The organism is Lachnospiraceae bacterium GAM79 (genome assembly GCA_020735665.1).
Taxonomy (GTDB): domain Bacteria; phylum Bacillota; class Clostridia; order Lachnospirales; family Lachnospiraceae; genus Coprococcus.
The window spans coordinates 2,930,125-2,952,912 of record CP085928.1 but is presented as its reverse complement, the minus strand read 5'-3'; the positions used below and the strand labels follow the sequence as shown (position 1 = coordinate 2,952,912).

The window sequence follows — 22,788 nt, the reverse complement described above, 5'->3', positions numbered from 1 at the left end:
CAGATTTAGAAATAAGTCCTATGATTATTGAAAAATAAGAAAATATAAAAATTAGAGTGAAGTAATTATATTACAAAAATGAAAAACGGGAGATACACAGATATTGTGCTATCTCCCATATTGTTTTTAGTGTCATATCAAGGCTCATTTATTAGTGGTAAAATTAGCGTTTTTCTATATTTCTCAAAATGCTTGAAAGTAAAGTGTTCATATGGATAATCGAAAATCAGATATAAACTTTTGTTTAAATTGCCTATAATTCAAGTGAATCTTCTGCATCCACCCACATCTGTAAATTGCCATCAAGATATAATCTTGCATATTCCAAAGGCTCATCCACAGCCAATGAAGTAAGCGCACATTCTGATCCATATGTGGTTTTTAAATTTTTTTCAGCTTCCCAACAATTAATGCGAAGCATATATCCGGCACTTGTGTAAACATCAATACTATCGTGGTTTATGTTGTATTCTGCATAAATTGTTCTCATTGTATCTTATCTCCATTTTTTAATAATCATTTACAGAGTTAAATATCGAAAACATTTCATTCAGTTCACCATGTCGTTATTGTTATATGTTATACTATGTACGAATTTTTCTTTCCCTTAATTTTTCCCATATTAAGGTTCATGAAAACCAATGAGAGAATATAATACAAGGGAAAGAGTAAGGGAAAGTTCACTTGCTACAAACTTAGTATTTTCAAGGGTTTGTGAGGAATTTGATAATCAAATATAACAGTTATTAAATTTCCTAAAATAAGTGAAATATCAACTGGAATTGTTCAAGCTTTTCAAATACTAACGTCCTTAATTCTGTTCAATAATTGATTTATAGTAGTTACCAAAGTCAGCAAGTGAATTAACAATTGGAAGCATTTTTGTTCCGAGTTCCGTTAAGCCGTATTCAACTCTCGGTGGCTGCTCATGGTAATCGTGGCGATATGCCAGCCCATCACTCATCATTTGTCTTAAACTATCTGTCAAAACCTTTTGTGAAATACCATCTATCCCCAAAAATTATTTGTTGTCACAGCAATTCCTAAAGGTATTATTGCAATCCCCAATAACTCAATCTTAATTCCTTTCATCGCAAATACCTTCGTTACAAACTTGAATTTACCTTCCGCTCATATAAAATATATCAATAGCTTTACTTGCAAACTCTGCTGTGCCAACTCCTCCAACATCATCAATATTTTCCGTAAGTTCTCCTCCACCGGCATACATTCTTCCAAGACCGCATAAAATCTTATCAGAACATGTATAAAAATGATCTGTAATGTAATCCTGAAGTTTCCTTACCTGCAACTGCACCTGTTCATCTTCTGGGTCCATTTCTTTCATTTGTCCGAATTCAACAAATAATTGCATAAACTCATTTGCAACAGTAGCTTCATCGTCTTTCGTCCAGTTCTTTGTTTTCTCTTCAAACTCCTTATACTCAGAGGTTTGTCTTATACCGAAACATCATTACCCCATCTGCTCCTATACCCATCCTTTCTCCTTCTGAATTATTGATGCTCCGTTTACAATTTACTGATTTTCATTATATATCGGCATGATTACTTTAATTCTGAACCTTGGTTGGATGATTTGACGTTTACCATAAGTATAGGTAAATCTTTTTTACTAATAAAACAAGGTGGATCATCGAAATCCGACATGCTTTTTTCAAGCATCCTTCTCTGATCCACCTAGCATTTGTGTTTTATATAAAAAATATTAATACTTGAAATCTTCAAAGAAAAAGCGATATGCCACTTTTTTTGTACCATCAAAATTAATCAGTTCAATTTTTATATATTCGTCAGTACATTCAATATCATAATTTTTAGCTGACAGCTTCTCCCCTTGATTGCTAATTCTTGTTTTAAAGGAGATCATATGGACCTTATTAATGTGGTCAAAAATAGAGATTTCAACCTGAGTGTCACCATCAAATATTGTATCACCTATTTCTTCACCAACAATCACGTAATCTCCGGCATTAATACTCTCTCTAAACCATTCTTTTGTTGAATAATTAAAAAAATAATGAATTGCAGTATATGAGCCAGTAATCAATACCAAAACTATTAAAACAATAATAATACTTACATAAGCCTTTTTATTCACTTTTTCTCCTCTCTAATACAAATTCAGCAAATGCATCTCGTGCTGCCTTGGATTCTTGTATTTCTTTATGTCTTTGTCTTTTCGCCACCCCTTCCGGCACAATTTCATTATACACAAATAACAATGTTACAAAATCATATACGACTCTATATTTCAAATTCTTAGCTCTAGTCGATGAAGGAATATTTTTTATCCGTTTCACATATTCCGTTATCTCCGCATCTGGTTGTTGTGTAGCTGGTAATTCTTCAAACAACTTATTGATTAAACAATTACTATGCACCGAAGCATTTCTTATATCACGCACGCTACCCATTCAGCGTATATATCCCGTTTCGATTTTCTAAAGACCGCTTCATAATCCCCGCTCTGTATAATGTTCAAAACAGCATTCCAACCATAGGTTGTTTCTATGTACTCAATATAGGTATGTGCATATGTATACCCACGGCAATTTTAAAATGTCAACGGATTATTAGAACATGTTTCTTTATAGCTTTCTTTGCAAATATACCATATCCACCAATTGTATTCCATCTTCGTATATTGGATGATCGTAATTTTCTGTAAAAAAATGGGGAATGATACGCGAACGGACAAAACCACATTTTTCATAAAATGGTATTGTAAGTGGGCTATCTCCTGTTCCTACTTGCAGAATAGCATATTGTTCTCCGTATTTCTCAACAATAAAATCAATCAGGGCTTTTGCATATCCTTTCCCTTGATATTCCGGAGCAGTCGCAATATTTTTTATTTCAAGCACTCCATTTCCTTCATTGGTAACGACGCACTCGCATTTAATCCCATTATCATCTAACACATACATTCTGCCTTTATTAAGATAGCGATCTATCATATTTTCCTGCTCATCTGCCAATAAGAGCAACTCAAGATATTGTTTTTTACTTTCTGTGATTTCTATAATTTTCATCTTTTATCCTCATAAACGGGAAGTTATCAATCTGTTTCATCTTTTTTATATATTACGCCGTCCCATGCATAATATCCCGCGATATATTCATAATCAGGATATTCTTCTATCTCATATAATTTTCTCCCACTGTCAGATGTACAAATTACCACATTTGATATTTTATAATTTTCCAGTTTCGATGTTTGAGAATATCTTACTCCATTAAGATATATATAATCTCCTTTTTCAATTGCCTCATTTTTATAACTTTTATTGTGTGCAAAATAATATCGACCACAAATAAAAATAACAACAATTGTAAGTAAAATAATAATTAATGCTATTGATTTCTTTTTTTCTACCATCATTCTCATTAGCTTTCTCTTAACATTTCATAAAATTCCGATTTTCTCAATTCTCCAAACTGGAATTTGACGCTCTATTAATGCTATTAAACCCAATCAATAGCATTCTTTACAAGTTTGACAAATGGTTCACAGGTCAGATTTTGGGTAGTGTGTGCAGGAACGATACAGCAGATTTTTCCCTTGCCATAGGTGTGAATCCATACAGCAGGCTGAACGCCGTTCTTTGAAACGGTTTCTGCAAGAATCGTTGTATCAGCATTCGGAATCATTTTCATTACATAATGTTCGTCAAAATCAGGGAATGTGAATTTGCCAATGCCTTCAATAATCGGATGTTCTGCTATCGGTTTTACAGTAAGCGGACATTGTTCGGGATGAGTGATAAAGTTACTTCTTACAACATTTGTGAGGATTGCGTGATTTTCTGTGTAATCAGTAAGTGATGCGTGAAGCATAATCGTTCCCATACCATTCTGAATATCATTCAGAAATTTCTCCGTCCATTTTTCATCACACCAGATTGGAGTAGGAATCTGATCATTTTCAATAGGATCTTTGAAAGACAAAAACAAATCAAACTGCCCCTTGAAATAATCATTTGGATTCTTTGTGAATGTTACTTCATAATCTGCGTTAAACAGATAGTTCATCATAGGCTTGATGGAATCATCGTGATGCCAGTAATCGTGTACCAAAACAAATACTTTTTTACTCATAAGTTATACGTCCTTTCATCACCATTTTATGGCTACGTTTTTGTGAATTCTCGTTTTTTAGATGTGCGTTAAATTCCGATTTTATTGTCTCTATTATACCATAATGATACTATTATAAAAAAGCAAAAAGAGCTCCTTCGAGCTCTTTTGGGTCAGTTCTGCAAACTTGAAGTTATAAAATCACAGTCCAAAACAGGGCACATCTTTTAACTGCAATACTTTATTCGTGAATTTCCAATGGTAGATTGTCAGGGTCATAAAAGAATGTCATTCTTTTACCTGTGTAAATATCAAGTCTAATCGGCTCAGTTATGATGCCCCTTTTATTCAATTCCCTTACGGTATTATCGACCGAGTCTACAGCAAAGGCAAGATGCCGGAGACCGTAAGCTTCTGGATAACTGGGGCGCTTCGGACAATTTTTAATGATAAAAAGTTCTAATTCCATCTCATCGAGTTGAAGATCAATTTTGTAATCATCACGTTCTGGTCTGTAATTTTCTCGAATAATAGAAAAACCTAATAGATCCACATAAAAATGCTTTGATTGCTCATAGTTGCTCCCAATAATGGCAATATGATGAACTTTTTTCAAATTCATGGTGTATTTACCTCTTTCCTACTTTGTTTGAATACATGAAATATAATATCATAAGAACGCATCTAATCAAACTTAAATACATTAAGCCCTATTTCTTCATCATAAACTCTGTCAACTTTTCCATCAATGACCGTAATTACCATTTCACAGGTTGCACTCACGACAGCTCTGTTCAGATGCCCTCCAAACACTTCACCTTTCTCATTTCCGACACTCATATGAAGATGCGCATAATATTCTCCATAGAATCTTTTGACGTATACTTGCAAACCAAGCTGTCACTCATTGCCCGAGTGACAGCTTGGTTACTTGCTATCCCTGATACCTTATTCTTTCAACCAGCGTTTCCTTTTTCAGATTACTGCTTAAAACGCAGGAAAGTACAATCTGCAACAGACCGACCAAAAAAATCATAATAAAAATTGGTACGATTGGAACATGATAGATATTTATTCCAAATATTCCCATATGTTTTGCATAGGAAAAAAGTGCATAGCCGAGCGGCAGACCAATGATCAAAGCTACGCATATGGTGCCAACCGTAAAAATCAGTCCCTGTAACTGCAGGCATAAATTTAATTGTTTATTTGTCATGCCCACAGCCTGTAATACACCATATTCCTGCTTTTTTGTCGTAATATTCATGATCATGGTATTCGCCATATTCATAAACCCGATGAGTCCTACAATAGCCATAAACAGATAACAGCCAAGCTTCATCATGCTGCTTGCAAATTCGGCAGATTGTAACTGCGCATGATAAGTATCCATTTTTATATGCGAAGTATTAGAAATCAAAGTATTCAGACTTTGTTCTACAGATGCCACATCTTTTTTATCACAGTCCACCCACAGATAGCCATAGGCTGTTCCTCTCGGATTCATGGAACGATATACACCTTTCGGAATGACAAGATAAGTGTCCGCACTTACAAAAGATCCTGCAATCTTTCCCTGCTAGGTATAGGTTCCACTTCCATTCTCAAAGTCAAATGCAATGGATTCACCCGGAGCATATCCATCTTGTTCCATCCACGCCAACCAACCAAAGAAAATATCACCATTCTTTACCGCCTGATCATAGTCCATAGAGCCAATATCCCCTTCTTGGCGCATAAAATCAAAATCCTTTTTACTCACAATAGTAGCCGGAAATCTTGTTCCGTTCAGATTTACAGAGACAATCTCTCTCGTCATGACATCTGTTACTCCCGGAATGCTTTTGATTTCTTCAATCAGCGAATCATTCAATGGATCATCCGTCAGAATCGTATCCAGATTATTCTCCGGATATCTTTCATCATACTCAGCAGAATAGTCAAGCTGCAGTTCAAATTGTCCATAATTAACGGAAAGACGTGCTTCATGCTCCGTGTCAATATTCCCCACATAATTAGAGATAATCACAAACAATACGCAAGAAAAACCCATTGTGAGGATAGTACCAATAGTTCTTTTGGGATTACCCGTTACATTTGCCATTGCCATAGAAAACACGGTGACATTTTTTCTGCCATTTCGTTTTCCTTTTTTTTGTGTTTCTGCATTTTCTAAATACCGTGTTGCTTCGATAGGTGAAATCCGTGAAACAATTTTCATTGGTTTACGCAGTGCCAAAGCAACGGTAAGAAATGATACGAAAATACAGAGAAGCATAACAGGCAGGGAAAACAGAGGCACCTGCTGATTTTGAACACCCATAGAACCAGTTCCGGTTGATACAAGGTTCCCCTGTTCTACCAGCCAGTTAAAACCGCATTTTGCAATCAGAAAGCCAAAAAGCAATCCAACCGGTATTGAAAAAAATGTCAAAAAAATGCCCTCTCTGAAGATCAGTTGTTTCATCTGCTTTTTTGTCGCTCCCAGAGCCTTGATTTTTCCATACTCCTGTATCTTGTTGGCAATACCGACCTGAAAAATATTATAAATGACCACAACAGAGAAAAGTACAATTGCAAGAATCAAAACCCCGCATACCGCAATCGTTTCATAACTCGGCTGCAAGACCCATTGCAAATAGAGATCATTGACAATAACGTTTTTTTCTTCGATCCCACAAGCTGCTGCAATCTGCCTTATAACCGAATCAATATTATTCATAGATACATTTGCAGAATCATTTAAAGTAAAATAAATATTATACTGTCTGTCATTCTCTGCGACGTGCTCATCATAAAACTCCTGTGACCCGAAAGCAACATAAGATGCCTCGATGGTATACTCATCCCGGTCATATAGGATTCCGCTGACAACAAATTCTTCCGGCTTATATTCTGACCGCATCCCTGCACGGTAATCCAGTGTAACCGTATCTCCGACCTTTACATCATCATATCCCATTTCACTAAAAAATGCTCTTCCTGCGGCAATTTCCTGCGTTCCCCCCGGATACTTTCCTTCCTTTAACTCATATTCCTTATTATAGGGAAGCATTTTTCTTGCAGTCTCATCCATGCAGACAAAACCACCGTTTTCGTTGCCTTTAATTATGCCTTCTGTACACATAATTCCTATTGCATCTATTTCTGCACGGCGGCGTACGTCCTTTAACTGCAAGGCATCTGCTGCGACAAACAAACCATAATTGCTTCCATATGAGCCTGCCGCCTGACTTTTCTGTAAACGGATCATTCCATTTCCCACAGTACTGATAATCACAAGCAGCATCGTAGTCAGACATATGGACATCATAATCAGTATACTTCTTGTCTTGTTCTTTTTGTCATTGCTATATGCAATCCTGCTTATTGTCTTCATCTAAAATCCACCACCTGTCCGTCCTCAATCACCAGAATACGGTCAGCGACCTGTGCAATTTCGTCATCATGGGTAATCATTACAATTGTTTGTCCATATTTTTTTGCTGTCATCTTAAGCAGGGCGATTACCTCATCACTGGTCTTGGAATCAAGATTTCCTGTCGGCTCATCTGCAAATATAATTTCCGGACGATTCACCAGTGCTCTTGCAATTGCTACTCTCTGTTGCTGTCCTCCGGATAACTGATTTGGCAGATTGTAAATCCTCTTTTCAATTCCCAAAGTTGCAATGATATCATTTACATACGCTTCATCCACTTTTCTTCCATCCAGCCCCAGTGGCAGTACAATATTTTCCCAGACATTAACAGATGAAACCAGATTAAATGCCTGAAAAACAAATCCGATTTTTCTTCTGCGGAAAACAGCAAGGGCATCTTCATTCATCCTGTATAGATCTTTCCCTGCTAAAGTAACACTGCCTTTTGTCGGGGTATCAAGCCCTCCTAGCATATGAAGTAATGTACTTTTACCGGAACCTGACTTTCCAACAATTGCGACAAATTCCCCCTGCTCAATCTGAATGTCCACCTGATTGACCGCCTTGACCTGATTCTCACCTGCGCCATAAAACTTACAAAGCTGCTTGGTTTCTAATATCACACTCATGTGTTGCCTCCTTTTCAATTCTGTAAAGCGTACCTTTTCAACCTACATCCTAATTGTATCAGGACAATCTTTCATTTCACTTTCAAAAAACGAGCAGAACTCTTACAGAATTGTAAGGGTTCTGCTCACTTAAAATTTAACCAACATATGGTAATTGAATCACAAACGTGCTTCCTTTTTTCTTTTTGCCGGAGGTTACCGTAATCGTACCTGCGTGTTTTTCGATAATTTCTCTCGATAGAAAAAGTCCGATTCCTGTACCACTCTTTTCCATAACCTCCTTGGAACTTCCTCTGTAAAATCGTTGAAAAATTTTATGATACTCATTCTGCGGAATACCAATTCCCTGATCCTCAATTTCCATTCTTACAAGATCGTTTCTTTTTTGTAACCGGATAAATATTTTTGAACCACCCGGACTGTACTTGACCGCATTATCCAGAACGTTGATCACAGCTTCACCAAGCCACCTTTTATCCTGCATAATCGTGCATGTTTCCAGCTCTTTCTCATAGTCAAAAACGAATTCAATTTCTTTCTCATCCGCTTTAGGATAAGTGCGGTTCACAGCAGATATGACAGTATCCATAAGCGGAAGTTTTTTCTTATTAATCTGAATCAGTCCAGTTTCCATCTTGGATATTTCAAGAAGCGATTGCAATAATGTCTCCAGTCCATCCAGAGCACTCCGACAACGGATACGAAACTCCTCCTGTTCTGTAGCACTTAAGTCATTCTGCATCAGCACACTAAAACATGTATCCAAAGCTGCAACCGGTGTCTTTAACTGGTGAGAAATATCAGAAACCATTTCTTTCGTGTTCTCCTTTTCTGCCCTTGCTTCTTCCTTTATCAACTGAATATGATGTCCGATTGCTTCAAGCTGGTCATTCAATTTTTCCAGTTCTACATAATTTTCCGTTTTCAGTAAATCATCAAATTTATTTTCACGGAATCTGATCAGAATTTCTTCCAACTGGTCTAAAATTTTCTGATGACACGCATCTTCTTTTTTCTTCCAATAAAGTAAAAAAGTCAAAAGAAGCACGCATATCACAGTGCTTACAGCACCGGTCACCATAACCTGATGCCGGAATTGCAAATAAAATGCACTCCCTTTATTTCCCCAGTATCCATATTGCTCCAATAATTGCCTTCCCCGTTCATTGGTTTCAATATCTTTATCCTTAAGCAATTCCGAAACAGCATCCAGCCCGGAAAATTCTTCCTTTGCAGCAATGTCTGTCATAAGATTCATTTTATATTTATAATCTTCATAAAACACATACGTGGTAACGCAATTTAATATTGCAAACAATATTATGACAGACAATACCAAGGAGAGCACTACTGTAATCTTCTTGCGATATCTCTTTGTCACTGCCTTACCTCCTGATTCCATATATACCCAAGACCTCTGATATTCTTTATATAGACCGATGCAGCCGGATTGTCTTCGATTTTCTCACGGAGTCTTCTGATATTGACAGCGATTGTATTTTCATCCACAAAATCCCCTTCCAGATCAAACACATTTTCCAATATTTGTGTTTTTGAAAGAATCTTTTTCGGATTCTGAAGAAAAAAAGTCAGCATTTTCAACTCCGTTTTTGTCAGACTGATTTCACGATTCTTTATCAGGACTTTCATTTCTCCTGCGATAAATACGATATCTCCCGAAATCATCTTTCCGGCTTCCGTTTTCTCCTGTCTTCGACGGAAATGTGCTTCTATTTTCAAAAGAAGTACCGAAAGACTAAACGGCTTTGTAATATAATCATCTGCCCCTGCTTCATATCCCATAACCTGATCCATCTCCTGATCCAGTGCTGTAAGACAAATAATGTATGTATTATAATTGCATCTCATCCACCTTACAAATTCCAGTCCATTCCCATCCGGAAGATTCACATCACAAATGATAACATCCACATTATTATCACTTGCAATTCTTTTCGCTTTTTTCACTGATTCTGCCGAAAAAACCTCATATCCGGATTTTTTCAATGAGAATGCAATTCCACGATTTAAATTTTCATCATCTTCAACCACGAGTATACCTGGCATAGCATATGCACCTCTCTTTATTAACTATATATATTTAATATCAGAGTAGATATTGTTTTTATAACATCACAGTATTGGATATTTTCCACGAAACAATTTTAACTGTTATATTTTATTATCAAATATCTCTCAAGCCTTTGAAAATACTAAGTTTATCGCAGGTGAGCTTTCCCTTATGTTATATCTTCCCATACTGATTTACGAACTCTGATAAGGGAAAATACAAGGGAAAGAAAATCCTATAAAAACAGTATAACACAAAATAAAAACGACATGGTGAACTGATTGAAATGCTTCTATATTTTTATTAATTTAAAGGTGACACAACATGAATACCATTTACGCAGAATACAACATGTACCACAACAGCATTGACATTTATACATCTGCCGGATATATGTTACTCTATATCTTGATGGAACTATGCAGATGTGGGTGGATGCTGAAGATTCCTTGAAAATTTGATAATTTAACATCAAAAATGAGTTGTTCATGCCTGGGACAGTCTTCGGGTTGCTTTTACATAGTTTCCACTTTCAAAAAATAAAAAAATTTGTGTTTTTGAAAGTGACATCTTGCATATACTATTAGCAGACAGTATACTAAGTACAACGAGGCGGTTTCGAGAAATGAAAAAAATTCAATTTTTGAAAGTGGGTGACTATATGAAGACAATCACGAGAGCAAAATATCTCGATAGAATCATTGAACTGAATGGCACTCCTGACATCAAGATCATCACTGGTATTCGTCGATCTGGTAAGTCCAAACTAATGCAGGCGTATATTACGTATCTGAAGAGCAACTTTGAAAACATCAATATTATCTTCATTGACTTCATGGATTTAGCATATGAAGAAATCAGGGAATACCATGCCTTACACGCCTATGTGGAAGAACATTATCAGAAAGATAAAACGAACTACCTGTTTGTAGACGAGGTTCAGATGTGTCCCAAGTTTGAGCTGGCAATCAATAGCCTGTACTCTAAGGGAAAATACGACATCTATGTAACAGGCTCTAATGCTTTCCTGTTGAGTGCAGATCTGGCAACGCTGTTTACCGGACGCTATATCGAAATTCATGTGTTTCCTTTCAGTTTCCAGGAATATTGCCAATTTTATGATGATATTAATGACAAAGATAAGCTCTTCGATGAGTACGCTATCAAGGGCGGTTTAGCAGGTTCCTATGCTTATAGAACCGAAAAAGACAGAACAAACTATATCAAAGAGGTCTACGAAACTATTGTTACAAGGGATTTGGTACAGAAATATGCTCTCCCTGACACTTTAGTTTTACAACATCTGAGCGAATTCCTTATGGATAATATCAGCAACCTGACTTCTCCTAATAAGGTCAGTCAGCTACTAACAGCAAATGAGACTCCAACCAATCATGTAACCATCGGCAAGTACATTAAATATTTGTGCAATGCTTTTGTATTTTATGATATTAAGAGATACGATATCCGAGGTAAGAAATACCTTGAAAGCTCTGAAAAGTTCTATTTGTGTGACAGCGGTATTCGATATGCAATACTCGGAAGCAGAAATATAGATTATGGCAGAGTATATGAAAACATCGTTTGCATCGAGCTTCTTCGCCGTGGATATGATGTTTATGTTGGCAAGCTCTATCAAAAGGAAATCGACTTTGTTGCTCAGAAAGGTAGCGAGAAGTTTTATATTCAGGTCAGCGACAACATTTCCATGCAGGAAACATTTGAGAGAGAATGCTCTCCTCTGCTTCAGATTCGAGATGCTTATCCGAAAATGATTATTGCCAGAACCAAACATCCTCAATATAGCTATGAAGGAATTGAAATTCACGATATAGCCGATTGGTTACTACAAGAATAAGCAGAGCAAAATATCTCCGTCATTCTCTTTTGAAATGATGGAGACATTTTTATTATGACGGAGATTGTAGAGCAGAAAATTGTATTAGGTAACAAAAATCCTTATGTTTTATAACCCGGAATTTATTTGCTTTTCTTCTCTTTGCTGCGTCTCACTAACGCGATAAATAGTTCAACGCATCTAATCAAACTTAAATACATTAAGCCCTGTTTCTTCATCATAAACTCTGTCAACTTTTCCATCAATGACCGTAATTACCATCTCACAGGTTGCACTCACGACAGCTCTGTTCAGATGCCCTCCAAACGCTTCACCTTTCTCATTTCCGACACTCATATGAAGATGCGCATAATATTCTCCATCTTCAACAGTCATACATGGAGCATACTCCTACAACTTAAAACTTACTGCACTTTTTCACTAAGTTTTAATTCCCTATAGTTGCATATCAAACTCCGAAAAAATAAAGACGACCAGTCTTATCATAAAACCAATCATCTTTATTTATTCGTATATTGTATTTTGTATCTCATCCTTTGGACAAAATCGAATCATTTCTACGTTCTCTCTAAACCGGAAGTTTACGGTCTACCACTATTAGTTCATAAAAATATGCATCAGAAATCCGATTAATACACAAACAACAAATGTTATCAGTGCACTACCTATAACTAAAAAAATCTTCTGATATGGGCGTTTACCTATTTCTCTCTGCTTTTGTATATCATCCAATAGTTTCCCCTCAGAAAATGCAACAATTTCTTTATAGGTTTGAACATCATTATCTTTTTTTACCTTTTCAACCTGAAAGGCAAAGTACATAGAGAGTGCCCAAATGATTCCCCAAGGGATGAATGCCCAAACGCCAAGCCACATAAATAGCGGAACTGCCGAAACTACAGTGACAATCAGCATTATAGTGTAGATTTTTCCATAGCGGTTCATTTTTACAATTTCTTCTTTTTGAATTACATCTTTCATAACTTCAATATCTCCTTTGATTAGATTATCAAGAGAAATTTGAAAGATTTCACTCAGTAATACCAAACTATTCACATCTGGATAGCTTTTATCATTTTCCCAATTTGAGATTGTTTGTCTTGAAACATAAACTCGATCGGCTAACTTCTCTTGGGATAATTGTACTTCCTGACGATGTTTTTTTATTTGTTTTCCGAGTTCCATCTCTTCACCTCCTAGTATACTCATACTAATCAAAAAGTCATATTTTCGCTATCAAAGGACATTGACATCAAGGTTTTTAGCGTGTCAAAAGTCTTTTACATTCCAGGTCGGCGATATAGCAAGTTCTTTGTCCTTACTTTTCAGATTCACAACCCCCTATAAAAACGCCAATATTCTCTCCACTACAAACACTGTCACACAGGCGGCAGCCGCTACAACTACCAGCCCTTTTTCACGGATACCAAAGATAACCGCTACGACAAATCCTGCGATCGCACTGATAACACTTTCCGTACTGTAGAAAATCGCCGGAAGGGTAAGTGCCGTTAGGCAGGCATATGGCACATAGTATAAAAACGAACTTAAAAACCGATTCTCTATCTTTTTTCTGAATAACACCAATGGCACTGCACGGATCAGATATGTGACAACCGCCATTGCGATAATATATGTATATACACTCATCTCTATTCTTCTCCTTTTTTCTTAACCGGCGCAACGATCGCACCAATTGCTGCTGCCGCTACTGTACATATAACGATCGATATTCCGGTCGAGATAAAGTGGAATATCGGAACATAATATAAAAGGATACTGAACAAAGCTGCCACGCATACCACAAATAACACAGATTTTGACTTCTTGGCAACCGGAACAACGATCGCCACGAACATGCCATAAAGTGCAAGACTGAGTGCGCTGCACACAGACTTTGGAAGCAGCCCGCTGGCTACTGCTCCGGCAAATGTACCACCGCCCCATCCAAGGATCGGAAGGATCTGAAGTCCTAACATATACGGAAAGGTCACTTCTTTGAAATATCCCATTGCAACTGCAAAGATCTCATCTGTATTTGCAAATGCGATGATCAGACGCTTCCAGATGCCTACATCGTCAGCTAACTTCTGCGTAAGTGAAAGACTCATCAGACCATATCTCAGATTGATGATAAGCTGGGTGAGGATCACCTCAAGGATCGTTCCCCCGGCAATGATGATCTGAAGTCCGGCAAACTGACCGGCACTTGTAACATTTGTAACGCTGGTAAGAACTGCCTGAAAGACACTGAGTCCGCCTTTGATCGCAAGAATACCAAAACTAAAACTAACTGCAAAATACCCCAGGGCAATCGGAATTCCATCCTTCAGCCCATTTTTAAATTCATTCATTTGTACTACTTACTCCATATTACTTTTTTTCATAATCAACCTGCATCAGGCACAAGCCCTGTGGTGGTGCGGTCGGCCCTGCGAGCTGTCTGCACCGGCCTGTAAGCACCTCTTCCATGTACGCCGGTTCCATTCTGCCTGCCCCGACCTCTACCAGAGTACCGGTCAGGATACGAACCATATTCTGTAAGAATCCGGCTCCATAAAAATCAAGGATCACATAATCGCCATCTTCCTTAATATCGATCGCAAATAACTTCCGAACCGTCGATTTCTTCATCTGCTTATTGCCACAGAAGCTCTTGAAATCATGTTCGCCGACCAGATAAGCTGCTGCCTTTCGCATCCGTTCACAGTCGATCGTCTCACCCTCATCCAGAGTCCAGACATATTTCCGGTCAAATACCGGCTTCAGCCTGCCACGATAGATCGTGTAACGGTAATGCTTGCCCTTTGCATTAAATCTTGCATGAAAGCGTTCTGCTGCCGGAGTAACCTCCAAAATGCAGATATCATCCGGCAGATAATGATTCATATAATCCCGGATCTCCTCTGGTGTCTTATCTGTCGGAACCGGGCCGCTTGCGACCATTGCCCTTGCATGCACACCTGCATCGGTTCTTCCCGCTCCGTTGATCCGTACTTCTTCGCCTGCCATCAGGGAAAGCACTGATTCGATCTTTCCTTGTATGGTCACAACGTCTTTTTTATGTTCCCACCCATGATATCTCGTCCCATCATAGGCGATCAGAAATCTGTAATTCTGCATAATCATTTCCTTTTCTACATAGCTTTCATTTTCTCTATGACGATTGTCTTCCGCACTTCTTTTATCTTGCATATATTTCTACACGGCATTTATATCCTTGATCGTGCCATTCTCATAATCTCTCGCATTGTCCAGTGTGGTACGGCTGATCGCTTCCAGTGCTTCTTCCGTCAGAAAGCCCTGATGGGAGGTTACGATGACATTCGGGAACGACAGCAGTCTTGCCGTGATCGAGGATTCCAGAATATCATCCTCACGATTCTCAAATACATTATTTGTTTCTTCCTCATACACATCCAGACCGATACCAAAGAATTTCTTATTTCGATTTCCCGTGATCAGATCCTCCGTCTTGATCAGTGCGCCTCTCGATGTATTTACAAGGATCACATTATCCTTCATCTTATTGATCGTCTCTGTGCAGATCATATGGTACGAATCATCTGTCAGCGGACAGTGAAGGGAGATCAAATCACTGGTCGATAACAGCGTATCCAGATCCACATACTCTACAAAATCCAGGGATGGATTCCGGTACATATCATATGCCAGAACCTTCATGCCAAATCCATGACAGATCCGGCACATAGCCGCTCCGATCTTACCGGTTCCGATGATACCCGCGGTCTTGTCATAGAAGTTCATACCCGTAAGACCTACCAAACTGAAATTATTCTCACGAACCTTGATATAGCTCTTATGGATTCTTCTGGTAACCGCAAGTGCCAGTGCCATCGCATGCTCTGCAACCGCCTCCGGTGAATAACCCGGAACACGGAGCACCGTGATACCACAACGGTTTGCTGCATCCAGATCCACATTATTGAATCCGGCACAGCGCATTAACACTAATTTTACACCATTTGCAGCCAGACACTCAACTACTTTTTCACTGACATCAGAACTTACAAATGCACAGATCGCATCATATCCTTTTGCAAGAGCTGCTGTTCTCGGTGAAAGATCTGCTTCTAAGAACTCTACCTCCAGATCTGAATATTCCGGTAATATCTTTTCAAATGAATCTCTGTCATATTTCTTCGTATCATAAAATAAAATCTTCATATTCCATATCCTCCTATCATATCCTGCCACCAGGCATCTGTAAAAGCATCGTATACTGCTATAACTTCGCTTGTTTTCGGTATGCCTGTATAATTCTATATTTCTGCAACTATTATTTACATTTCATTGCCATTTTATCACAAGAAGCTGTTGTTTACACAAAAATAAATAACAAATACTATTTTCTTACCTTAAAATTTATTCCATGTTTATGTAGGCCTATAAAGTATCCGATTCATAAAAAGAGAGATCATGGCGCTTCCAGATCTGCAAATCCATATCTGTGTCTCCATGATCTCCCTTATATACTTTACAATCTCTTACTGCTGAGTTGTGGTTGCTTCCGTACTTGCACTTTCTGTTACTTCTTCCGTAGCTGTACTTTCTGTCGTTGTCTCCGACTTGTTCTCAGTCGTTGTTTTTTCTGTTTTCTGCTTTTTTGCATCAGATGTATCTGACTGTTTGCTGTCAGCTTTCTTCGACTTCTTGTGTTTCTTATCGGAAGACTTCTTATCTGTCTTCATAAACTGCTTATATTCCTTATAAGACTTATTCCAGCCCTTATACTCCGGATCTTTCTTCTTATTCGTAAATGTATAGTTCTCTGAAATATACTTACCGATCTCTCTTGTTACCTTCTTAGCTCCATAACAGTTCAGATGTCTTCCGCCATCTCTGGTATCCTTCTTCCAGTTGATCGCATTCTTACCCTCTGTGGTATTCAGATCAACAAATGGAATGCCAAGCTCCTTGGCATACTTTGTCATGCCATTGTGCTTCTTATAATTCCATGAATTAGCTGTCGGCATCTCGACAAACATCACATCGATATCATTTTCTTCACAGAGATCAAGGAACATCTTAAGGAAGAACCTGGATGACTTCGGTACCGATTCGACATCGGCAGTCTTTACCATCATGTCTTCACCCGTATATGGTACAACCGTTTTACTTAAGTACTGTCCTCTGCTTGAAGAACGATATGTGTAGTTCTTTGCTTTAAAACTATCACCCAGCACAAAGCCTTTCCATCTGTCATGATACTTCATGATCGGAATATATTTGTAGATCAGAGATTTCACATTTCCTTCTACTCTGGATACCTGTGTCTTACCCTGCCATAAAAGGTCAACATCCAAAATGATCAGCTTCGGCTTCTGACATGTCAGAAGCTCCTCTAATATATTAACGGTCTCGGCAATATTCTGTGCGCCTTCCGCAACAACATAGGAAGGAATACCATATTTCTTCCACATCAGCATCGGTGAATATGCACTGTAGGCATTACTGTTTCCCATAACGACCAGATCGATGGAATTCTTTGGTTCTCCATAGAAGCCCCTGGCATTTGGATTTGATAAGCCGCCTTCCGGATCACTCGTTTTCGGATAAAGCATGACGGAGCCGAGTGCCATAAAGCCACAGAAGATCAGCATAAACACGATAACTTTTATAATGTTTTTTACTCTTTCTTTTTTCATGTCTCTCACCATCTATCCTAAAATTGTGCATATATGAATCCGGCTACTTCATAACCGCTTCCATATGCGCCCAGAATGATCACAGAAAAGATCAGTCCATAATATAATACCCAACGAAGAACGATATTCTTTGTTGCTATCTCCTCACGGATATGATGTCCCTTCTCCTGATATAAACCTACCAGCAGTAATACCAGTGCACCAAATGCAAGTAACAGGAAATCATAGACATCAAGCTTTACTTCAAACAGATCTCCGCTTGTAAGCACTGAAAATGTGAAATTATGGAACATCGATACGAGCATCTGTCCAAAGATCTTAAGGTCATCCGCACGGAACATCAGCATACCGATATTTACGAAAATAAATGTTCTTACTACCTGAAGTGCCTTATAAATCTTGCCCTCCCGGTTCACATGCATCTTCTCATACAGCTTCTTAAATAACGGTTCTGTCAGAAGTCCAAGTATCATAATGAGACAGTAGTAAATACCGTACATAACATACTTCCAGCTGGCTCCATGCCAGATACCGGTTCCGAACCACACCGCGAGCATCGCGATAGAGGTCGGGATCAGAGTTGCAAAAAATGCATTGAACTTCTCTCTTGTCTTCTTACTGAGCTTCATAAATGCCTTGGACAATGAGATGGAATAGAATACATAATCTTTAAACCATGCACCAAGTGTCATATGCCATCTTCTCCAGAATTCACTGACTGTCTTTGACATAAATGGTCTTGCAAAGTTCTCAGACATCTGAATACCAAACATCTGAGCACTACCTCTTACGATATCCATACAGCCGGAGAATTCTGCATATAACTGCAAGGTATATAACAGCATTCCGACAACTACATATAAGCCATCATACTGATCATGGAAATTGAAGATCTGGTTTACATACATATTTGCGCGATCTGCTATAACGATCTTCTTAAACAGACCCCATAAAACAAGCTGCAAGCCCTGAGTCATATTATTATAGTTGAACTCGTGACCTTCATAAACCTGATCACCCAGCAGGTCAAATCGCCCGATTGGACCTTCCACGATATGTGGGAAGAAAATCAGGAACAGATTCACCTTCCAGAAATTATCGGATGCTCTGTATTTTCCTCTGTAAACATCAACGATATAACTGATCGCCGACAATGTATAGAACGAGATACCAAGCGGCAGCATCATATTCTGCATTGGATTCGTCTTATTAATACGGAGCAGACTTAATATATCACAGAAAACCTGTCCAAAGAATACTGAATATTTCAGATATACAAGAATACCAAGGTTCAACAGAACGATTGAAACGCACACACATTTCTTCTGCCATCCGATGATCGCTTTATATTCCTTCTTATTTTCTTTTGGCAGTACCTTCTTTGCCATACTGAAGCCATCATCGATCTTATTCAGCAGTCGTCCGCCGAAATAGATGGATAACGATGAAAACAATATAAACACAACATATTTACCTGAATTAATGAAATAAAACAGGTAACTGAATATCAACAGGACCTTCCATTTATGCTTTAACGGCACAACGGAATAGAAAAAGAATGATCCCATCAATATAAATCCTAAATAAGCTATCGATGTATATGACATTATTTTACTCCCTAGTCGTCACTTAATCTCTGGATCATATCATAGATCGTCTGAACTGTTTTGAAGTTCTCAGGTACGATATCTACAGGTGTGATCTCGATGTCAAATGCATCGTTAAGCTCAAGCACCAGTGTTACCATTGTAATAGAATCCAGTATACCATGACCAACCAGATCTGTATCATTTGCAAAATCAACTCCGGGCTTTACTTCATTTAAAATCTCTAATAATTCTTCCATTTCTTTGTCCTCACTTTTTTATAATTTATAATTATTTTTCAGCCACTTACGATCAATCTTTCCATTTTGATTATGTGGCATACTTTTCACTCTTACAAACTGGTTCGGTTCCATATAATGCGGAACCTTCTTCTTGAACTCTCCAAGCAGGAATGCGTCATCCAGTTTCTTTCCTTCATATATAAATACGATCTTGTCTTCTGCATCATCATAGATACATGCGTAACTTCTGATACCCTCGATCGCACCGGCAGCCGCCTCGATCTCACCAAGCTCGATACGATAGCCCATATGCTTGATCTGATAATCTTTTCTTGAGATATAGACCAGTTCTCCATATTTATTATATTTGACAAGATCTCCGGTCTTATAGATCAGCTCCGGATAATTCGGATTCAACGGATTCTGAACAAATGCTTCCTTTGTCTTTTCTGCATTTCCATAATATCCAAGAGCGACAAATGAACCTCTGGCATATAATTCTCCTTCTGCACTGAAGCCTGTCTCAGGATTGATCTCCGGTGAAACCACCTTGCCATCTTCACCAAGTACAAATACATCACAGTTGTTACATGCATTTCCCATTGGAAGCGGCTCATCATCACGGAACTTTCTGTTTACCACATAATAAGTACAGATATCCGTCGTCTCTGTCGGGCCAAACAGATTGGCATACATGGCATCCGGCAGATTCTCGATCCAGTAATTTAATGGCCTGGTCGGCATAACCTCACCGGCAAATAATACTTTTTTCAACTCCGGAAGCTCAGCATACCGGAACATCTTATAGTTTGCAATGATCGAAAGTGCCGACGGAACCCAGTAGATCGTATTGACCTTTTTCTCATTCAGAAACTCCATAAGCTTGATTGGGAACGAGAAATAAGCTTTTGGTATTATATACAATGTTGCACCATTTTTCAATGTGCTATATAAATCCGAGACTGACATACTGAAATAAAACGGCGTCTGATTACCAAATATTGTCGTCTCGTTAATATCAAATGCTTCCGTATACCATGTAATATAGGAAAGGATATTCGCATGTGATATAACAGCCCCCTTCGGAACACCTGTTGAACCTGAGGTAAATAATGCATATACCGGATCTGTATCGATCATATGTGCTCTGACATCTGCAAGGCAGCTCTGATCTATGGTCTGATCCATCTCATCCACATTAAAGAGTTTAAGTCCATATCCCTGACCATCCTCTGTCTCAACCTGTAACTCTGCAGCCTTATCCAGATGCTTGCTGTCTGTTACAGCAGCTTCCGGCTGCAATGCCTTTAAGATCTTATTCACTCTGTCTACCGGCATTTCTGCATCTATAACCACATAAAAGTTCCCACTGTACACAACTCCCATAAAAGCCGCAACGCTCTTCGGTTCCTTATCAAGAAGTACGACAACCGGACGGTTCTTACATCCGCCAAGTCCCTGATACAACCATGCACCAATCTGTTTTGCTGTCTGTTCCAGTTCCTTATAAGTCAAACCGCCGTTTATATCGGCTACAGACAACTTATCCGGATACTTTTCTGCTGATCTTTCAATAAATTCCAGTACATTCTTCATAGACATCTGTTCCAGAGTATCTCTGGACCTCCTTTACTTTACAATTACAAATATCAGCCTGACTGTATATCTGTCTTTTTTCTCATTTGCTGAAAACTCTATTTCCATTTCCTGTGCGATCTTCTCACAGGTTTTGAGTCCAATTCTGGTACTTTCAGCTTCATTTCTGTTTTTATTTATATAATTACTGATCACCAGCTCTACCTTCGATTCGGTTGTGTGATATGTGATATCTACCGGCTTGCTGTAATCAGAATATTTTCTTATATTTATAAATATATTATCAAACAATCGTTTCAGATATGGGGCATCGATCTTTATCAGCGGTGAATTGTCCTCTGTTGTGATCCGGAAAGTGATTCCCTTTTCTTCAAGCAGGCACATATATTCTCCGATCATCTGCTGGAAAAACTCCTTTGCATGATAAACTTCCATTTTCAGTTCATCGGTATGCCCGGAATAAACGAAGAAATATCGGAACAGCTTGTCTGACAGATCTTTCAACTGTCCTGCTTTGGCAACGCATATATCAACATACTGTTTGTACTCTTCGTCAGATTCAAATTCCCCTGTCTCAAGCAGATCCAGATATCCGCTTAACACCGTAAGCGGTGTCCGGATATCATGCGCCATCGCTGTGACCAGATCCCGGTTCGCCTGCCATGCTTCTTTTTCCTTACTCATCTGATCAATGATCGAATTTCTCATGCTGTCTATATTCTCAGCAAGTGTCAGGATCTCGTCATGTCCCGACTTCGTAATCGTCGCATTGATATCTGTTTTCTTGATCTTTGACACCTCATGTGTCAATCTCTTTACACGCCTTACTACCCGGCCGTTATAGAGCATAACCAACAACATAAATATAAATGAACATACCAAAAAGCCTATCGTCACCCATATGTAATAGACCTTTTTCTCAGAATAATCTACGATGCAGACATCATATAATCCATCTTCAAAACGAACCGAATAGAATGCATAACTGCCATACTGGGATGCAAAGTCTTCCACATCCGAAGCATTGGACGGAATCGTCTCTGTATAATCCGTCTCCGTAGAGGACGTATCATCGAAGATACTCCGATCTGATCGTTCTTCCTGTTTTTTTGACTCTGCTTTCTTCCGATAAATCTCAAGCAAATGTTTGCTTTTGATGTTATTCAGCATCTGCCTTTTGTCTTCTTCAGACTCTGCAAGCTTTCTGCCTTTCTGATTCCCATTGGATATTTTATTAAAAAAACGTTCCACCATGGTTCGTCTTTTTTGCTTTGTTGAATCATATATTACATTCTCATTCTGGTAAACCAGAAGATATACACTTCCCTCTTCCCGCTGCCAACTGAGAATAGCATTCATATCTGTGGATTTAACTTTATTCTTACTGACATAATCAGAGAAACGGTCAATCTTTTCTTCCGTTCTCCGTGCTACAGTTGCCTCGTTCAGATATTTCTTATCAATCACATATACGGTTGTCTTCAGCCAGATAAAGAACAATACGACCGCAAGCAACAGGCTTCCTGCTATTACAAGAATCAGCTTTGTATTTAATGTAAGCCTTTTTTCTGCATCTTTTTCAAATCTTTTCTGTTCTGCTCTGTCCTTCATACCGCAT

The 22,788-nt window shown here is 38.4% G+C and carries 23 protein-coding genes and 5 pseudogenes; 2 read left to right on the top strand and 26 right to left on the bottom strand.

Going from position 1 to position 22,788, the window contains the following annotated elements; translation table 11 throughout:
- Window positions 1-253 precede the first annotated feature (253 nt).
- The 14 genes and pseudogenes from LK416_13225 to LK416_13160 all read right to left on the bottom strand — a co-directional run bounded on the left by LK416_13225 (window position 254) and on the right by LK416_13160 (window position 8,902).
- Entirely contained in the window at window positions 254-490 is a 237-nt protein-coding gene (locus LK416_13225; protein ID UEA74592.1) for a DUF6061 family protein, read from the bottom strand.
- A 321-nt stretch (window positions 491-811) separates the two neighbouring features.
- A pseudogene (locus LK416_13220) lies at window positions 812-1,092 on the bottom strand (helix-turn-helix transcriptional regulator).
- A 28-nt stretch (window positions 1,093-1,120) separates the two neighbouring features.
- Window positions 1,121-1,462, bottom strand: a complete 342-nt coding sequence (locus LK416_13215) for a TipAS antibiotic-recognition domain-containing protein (protein UEA75926.1) — start codon at window positions 1,460-1,462, stop codon at window positions 1,121-1,123.
- A 264-nt stretch (window positions 1,463-1,726) separates the two neighbouring features.
- On the bottom strand, window positions 1,727-2,119 hold the full coding sequence (locus LK416_13210) for a hypothetical protein (GenBank protein UEA74591.1): 393 nt from the start codon (window positions 2,117-2,119) through the stop codon (window positions 1,727-1,729).
- Window positions 2,112-2,435, bottom strand: a complete 324-nt coding sequence (locus LK416_13205; GenBank protein ID UEA74590.1) for a hypothetical protein — start codon at window positions 2,433-2,435, stop codon at window positions 2,112-2,114. The genes LK416_13210 and LK416_13205 overlap by 8 nt, the downstream gene beginning before the upstream one ends.
- A gap of 174 nt (window positions 2,436-2,609) precedes the next feature.
- On the bottom strand, window positions 2,610-3,053 hold the full coding sequence (locus tag LK416_13200; protein ID UEA74589.1) for a GNAT family N-acetyltransferase: 444 nt from the start codon (window positions 3,051-3,053) through the stop codon (window positions 2,610-2,612).
- A gap of 26 nt (window positions 3,054-3,079) precedes the next feature.
- Window positions 3,080-3,409 carry a hypothetical protein gene (locus tag LK416_13195; GenBank protein ID UEA74588.1) on the bottom strand — a complete coding sequence of 110 codons (330 nt, stop codon included), beginning with the start codon at window positions 3,407-3,409 and terminating at the stop codon, window positions 3,080-3,082.
- Window positions 3,410-3,486: 77 nt separating this feature from the next.
- Window positions 3,487-4,119, bottom strand: coding sequence for a ThuA domain-containing protein (locus LK416_13190; GenBank protein ID UEA74587.1), 633 nt, complete (start codon window positions 4,117-4,119; stop codon window positions 3,487-3,489).
- A 220-nt stretch (window positions 4,120-4,339) separates the two neighbouring features.
- On the bottom strand, window positions 4,340-4,720 hold the full coding sequence (locus tag LK416_13185) for a VOC family protein (GenBank protein ID UEA74586.1): 381 nt from the start codon (window positions 4,718-4,720) through the stop codon (window positions 4,340-4,342).
- A gap of 62 nt (window positions 4,721-4,782) precedes the next feature.
- Window positions 4,783-4,959, bottom strand: a pseudogene (locus tag LK416_13180) (DNA-binding protein).
- A gap of 73 nt (window positions 4,960-5,032) precedes the next feature.
- A pseudogene (locus tag LK416_13175) lies at window positions 5,033-7,477 on the bottom strand (ABC transporter permease).
- Window positions 7,474-8,148, bottom strand: a complete 675-nt coding sequence (locus LK416_13170; GenBank protein UEA74585.1) for an ABC transporter ATP-binding protein — start codon at window positions 8,146-8,148, stop codon at window positions 7,474-7,476. The pseudogene LK416_13175 and the gene LK416_13170 overlap by 4 nt, the downstream one beginning before the upstream one ends.
- A gap of 136 nt (window positions 8,149-8,284) precedes the next feature.
- Complete coding sequence (locus tag LK416_13165) at window positions 8,285-8,632, bottom strand: ATP-binding protein (GenBank protein UEA75925.1); 348 nt, start codon at window positions 8,630-8,632, stop codon at window positions 8,285-8,287.
- 138 nt (window positions 8,633-8,770) lie between these two features.
- A pseudogene (locus LK416_13160) lies at window positions 8,771-8,902 on the bottom strand (sensor histidine kinase).
- On the opposite strand from LK416_13160, the gene LK416_13155 reads away from it, so the two are divergent.
- Entirely contained in the window at window positions 8,885-8,935 is a 51-nt protein-coding gene (locus LK416_13155) for a four-helix bundle copper-binding protein (protein ID UEA75924.1), read from the top strand. The pseudogene LK416_13160 and the gene LK416_13155 sit on opposite strands and share 18 nt — an antisense overlap.
- A gap of 590 nt (window positions 8,936-9,525) precedes the next feature.
- Here the strand turns inward: LK416_13155 and LK416_13150 are convergent.
- Complete coding sequence (locus tag LK416_13150) at window positions 9,526-10,215, bottom strand: response regulator transcription factor (protein UEA74584.1); 690 nt, start codon at window positions 10,213-10,215, stop codon at window positions 9,526-9,528.
- Window positions 10,216-10,844: 629 nt separating this feature from the next.
- Between LK416_13150 and LK416_13145 the strand changes: the two genes are divergently transcribed.
- Entirely contained in the window at window positions 10,845-12,077 is a 1,233-nt protein-coding gene (locus LK416_13145) for an ATP-binding protein (GenBank protein UEA74583.1), read from the top strand.
- A gap of 180 nt (window positions 12,078-12,257) precedes the next feature.
- Here the strand turns inward: LK416_13145 and LK416_13140 are convergent.
- The 11 genes and pseudogenes from LK416_13140 to LK416_13090 all read right to left on the bottom strand — a co-directional run bounded on the left by LK416_13140 (window position 12,258) and on the right by LK416_13090 (window position 22,781).
- Window positions 12,258-12,440: pseudogene (locus LK416_13140) on the bottom strand (DNA-binding protein).
- Between the two features lie 234 nt (window positions 12,441-12,674).
- The gene (locus tag LK416_13135) at window positions 12,675-13,262 is read right to left on the bottom strand and encodes a helix-turn-helix domain-containing protein (protein ID UEA74582.1); all 588 of its coding nucleotides are present in this window, start codon (window positions 13,260-13,262) and stop codon (window positions 12,675-12,677) included.
- Between the two features lie 156 nt (window positions 13,263-13,418).
- Complete coding sequence (locus LK416_13130; protein UEA74581.1) at window positions 13,419-13,727, bottom strand: AzlD domain-containing protein; 309 nt, start codon at window positions 13,725-13,727, stop codon at window positions 13,419-13,421.
- A 2-nt stretch (window positions 13,728-13,729) separates the two neighbouring features.
- The gene (locus LK416_13125; protein ID UEA74580.1) at window positions 13,730-14,431 is read right to left on the bottom strand and encodes an AzlC family ABC transporter permease; all 702 of its coding nucleotides are present in this window, start codon (window positions 14,429-14,431) and stop codon (window positions 13,730-13,732) included.
- A gap of 19 nt (window positions 14,432-14,450) precedes the next feature.
- On the bottom strand, window positions 14,451-15,200 hold the full coding sequence (gene truA, locus LK416_13120) for a tRNA pseudouridine(38-40) synthase TruA (protein UEA74579.1): 750 nt from the start codon (window positions 15,198-15,200) through the stop codon (window positions 14,451-14,453).
- 78 nt (window positions 15,201-15,278) lie between these two features.
- Window positions 15,279-16,265 (bottom strand): 2-hydroxyacid dehydrogenase, encoded by a 987-nt coding sequence (locus LK416_13115; GenBank protein ID UEA74578.1) that lies wholly within the window; start codon window positions 16,263-16,265, stop codon window positions 15,279-15,281.
- Between the two features lie 320 nt (window positions 16,266-16,585).
- Window positions 16,586-17,746, bottom strand: a complete 1,161-nt coding sequence (locus tag LK416_13110; protein UEA74577.1) for an SGNH/GDSL hydrolase family protein — start codon at window positions 17,744-17,746, stop codon at window positions 16,586-16,588.
- 17 nt (window positions 17,747-17,763) lie between these two features.
- Entirely contained in the window at window positions 17,764-19,257 is a 1,494-nt protein-coding gene (locus LK416_13105) for an MBOAT family protein (protein UEA74576.1), read from the bottom strand.
- Window positions 19,258-19,364: 107 nt separating this feature from the next.
- Window positions 19,365-19,592 (bottom strand): acyl carrier protein, encoded by a 228-nt coding sequence (locus tag LK416_13100; GenBank protein UEA74575.1) that lies wholly within the window; start codon window positions 19,590-19,592, stop codon window positions 19,365-19,367.
- An 18-nt stretch (window positions 19,593-19,610) separates the two neighbouring features.
- Window positions 19,611-21,170: an AMP-binding protein gene (locus LK416_13095; protein ID UEA74574.1), complete on the bottom strand. Its 1,560-nt coding sequence runs from the start codon at window positions 21,168-21,170 to the stop codon at window positions 19,611-19,613.
- Window positions 21,171-21,203: 33 nt separating this feature from the next.
- A complete protein-coding gene (locus tag LK416_13090) occupies window positions 21,204-22,781 on the bottom strand; it encodes a HAMP domain-containing histidine kinase (GenBank protein ID UEA74573.1) in 1,578 nt (525 codons plus the stop codon).
- Between the last annotated feature and the right edge of the window lie 7 nt (window positions 22,782-22,788).

Excerpts from the sequence above, each read along its gene's own strand:
- LK416_13225 (UEA74592.1), bottom strand. The coding sequence starts at position 490 with ATGAGAACAATTTATGCAGAATACAACATAAACCACGATAGTATTGAT.
- LK416_13205 (UEA74590.1), bottom strand. The coding sequence starts at position 2,435 with ATGGGTAGCGTGCGTGATATAAGAAATGCTTCGGTGCATAGTAATTGT.
- LK416_13200 (UEA74589.1), bottom strand. The coding sequence starts at position 3,053 with ATGAAAATTATAGAAATCACAGAAAGTAAAAAACAATATCTTGAGTTG.
- LK416_13195 (UEA74588.1), bottom strand. The coding sequence starts at position 3,409 with ATGAGAATGATGGTAGAAAAAAAGAAATCAATAGCATTAATTATTATT.
- LK416_13190 (UEA74587.1), bottom strand. The coding sequence starts at position 4,119 with ATGAGTAAAAAAGTATTTGTTTTGGTACACGATTACTGGCATCACGAT.
- LK416_13185 (UEA74586.1), bottom strand. The coding sequence starts at position 4,720 with ATGAATTTGAAAAAAGTTCATCATATTGCCATTATTGGGAGCAACTAT.
- LK416_13170 (UEA74585.1), bottom strand. The coding sequence starts at position 8,148 with ATGAGTGTGATATTAGAAACCAAGCAGCTTTGTAAGTTTTATGGCGCA.
- LK416_13165 (UEA75925.1), bottom strand. The coding sequence starts at position 8,632 with ATGCAGGATAAAAGGTGGCTTGGTGAAGCTGTGATCAACGTTCTGGAT.
- LK416_13150 (UEA74584.1), bottom strand. The coding sequence starts at position 10,215 with ATGCCAGGTATACTCGTGGTTGAAGATGATGAAAATTTAAATCGTGGA.
- LK416_13145 (UEA74583.1), top strand. The coding sequence starts at position 10,845 with ATGAAAAAAATTCAATTTTTGAAAGTGGGTGACTATATGAAGACAATC.
- LK416_13135 (UEA74582.1), bottom strand. The coding sequence starts at position 13,262 with ATGGAACTCGGAAAACAAATAAAAAAACATCGTCAGGAAGTACAATTA.
- LK416_13130 (UEA74581.1), bottom strand. The coding sequence starts at position 13,727 with ATGAGTGTATATACATATATTATCGCAATGGCGGTTGTCACATATCTG.
- LK416_13125 (UEA74580.1), bottom strand. The coding sequence starts at position 14,431 with ATGAATGAATTTAAAAATGGGCTGAAGGATGGAATTCCGATTGCCCTG.
- truA (UEA74579.1), bottom strand. The coding sequence starts at position 15,200 with ATGCAGAATTACAGATTTCTGATCGCCTATGATGGGACGAGATATCAT.
- LK416_13115 (UEA74578.1), bottom strand. The coding sequence starts at position 16,265 with ATGAAGATTTTATTTTATGATACGAAGAAATATGACAGAGATTCATTT.
- LK416_13110 (UEA74577.1), bottom strand. The coding sequence starts at position 17,746 with ATGAAAAAAGAAAGAGTAAAAAACATTATAAAAGTTATCGTGTTTATG.
- LK416_13100 (UEA74575.1), bottom strand. The coding sequence starts at position 19,592 with ATGGAAGAATTATTAGAGATTTTAAATGAAGTAAAGCCCGGAGTTGAT.
- LK416_13095 (UEA74574.1), bottom strand. The coding sequence starts at position 21,170 with ATGAAGAATGTACTGGAATTTATTGAAAGATCAGCAGAAAAGTATCCG.
- LK416_13090 (UEA74573.1), bottom strand. The coding sequence starts at position 22,781 with ATGAAGGACAGAGCAGAACAGAAAAGATTTGAAAAAGATGCAGAAAAA.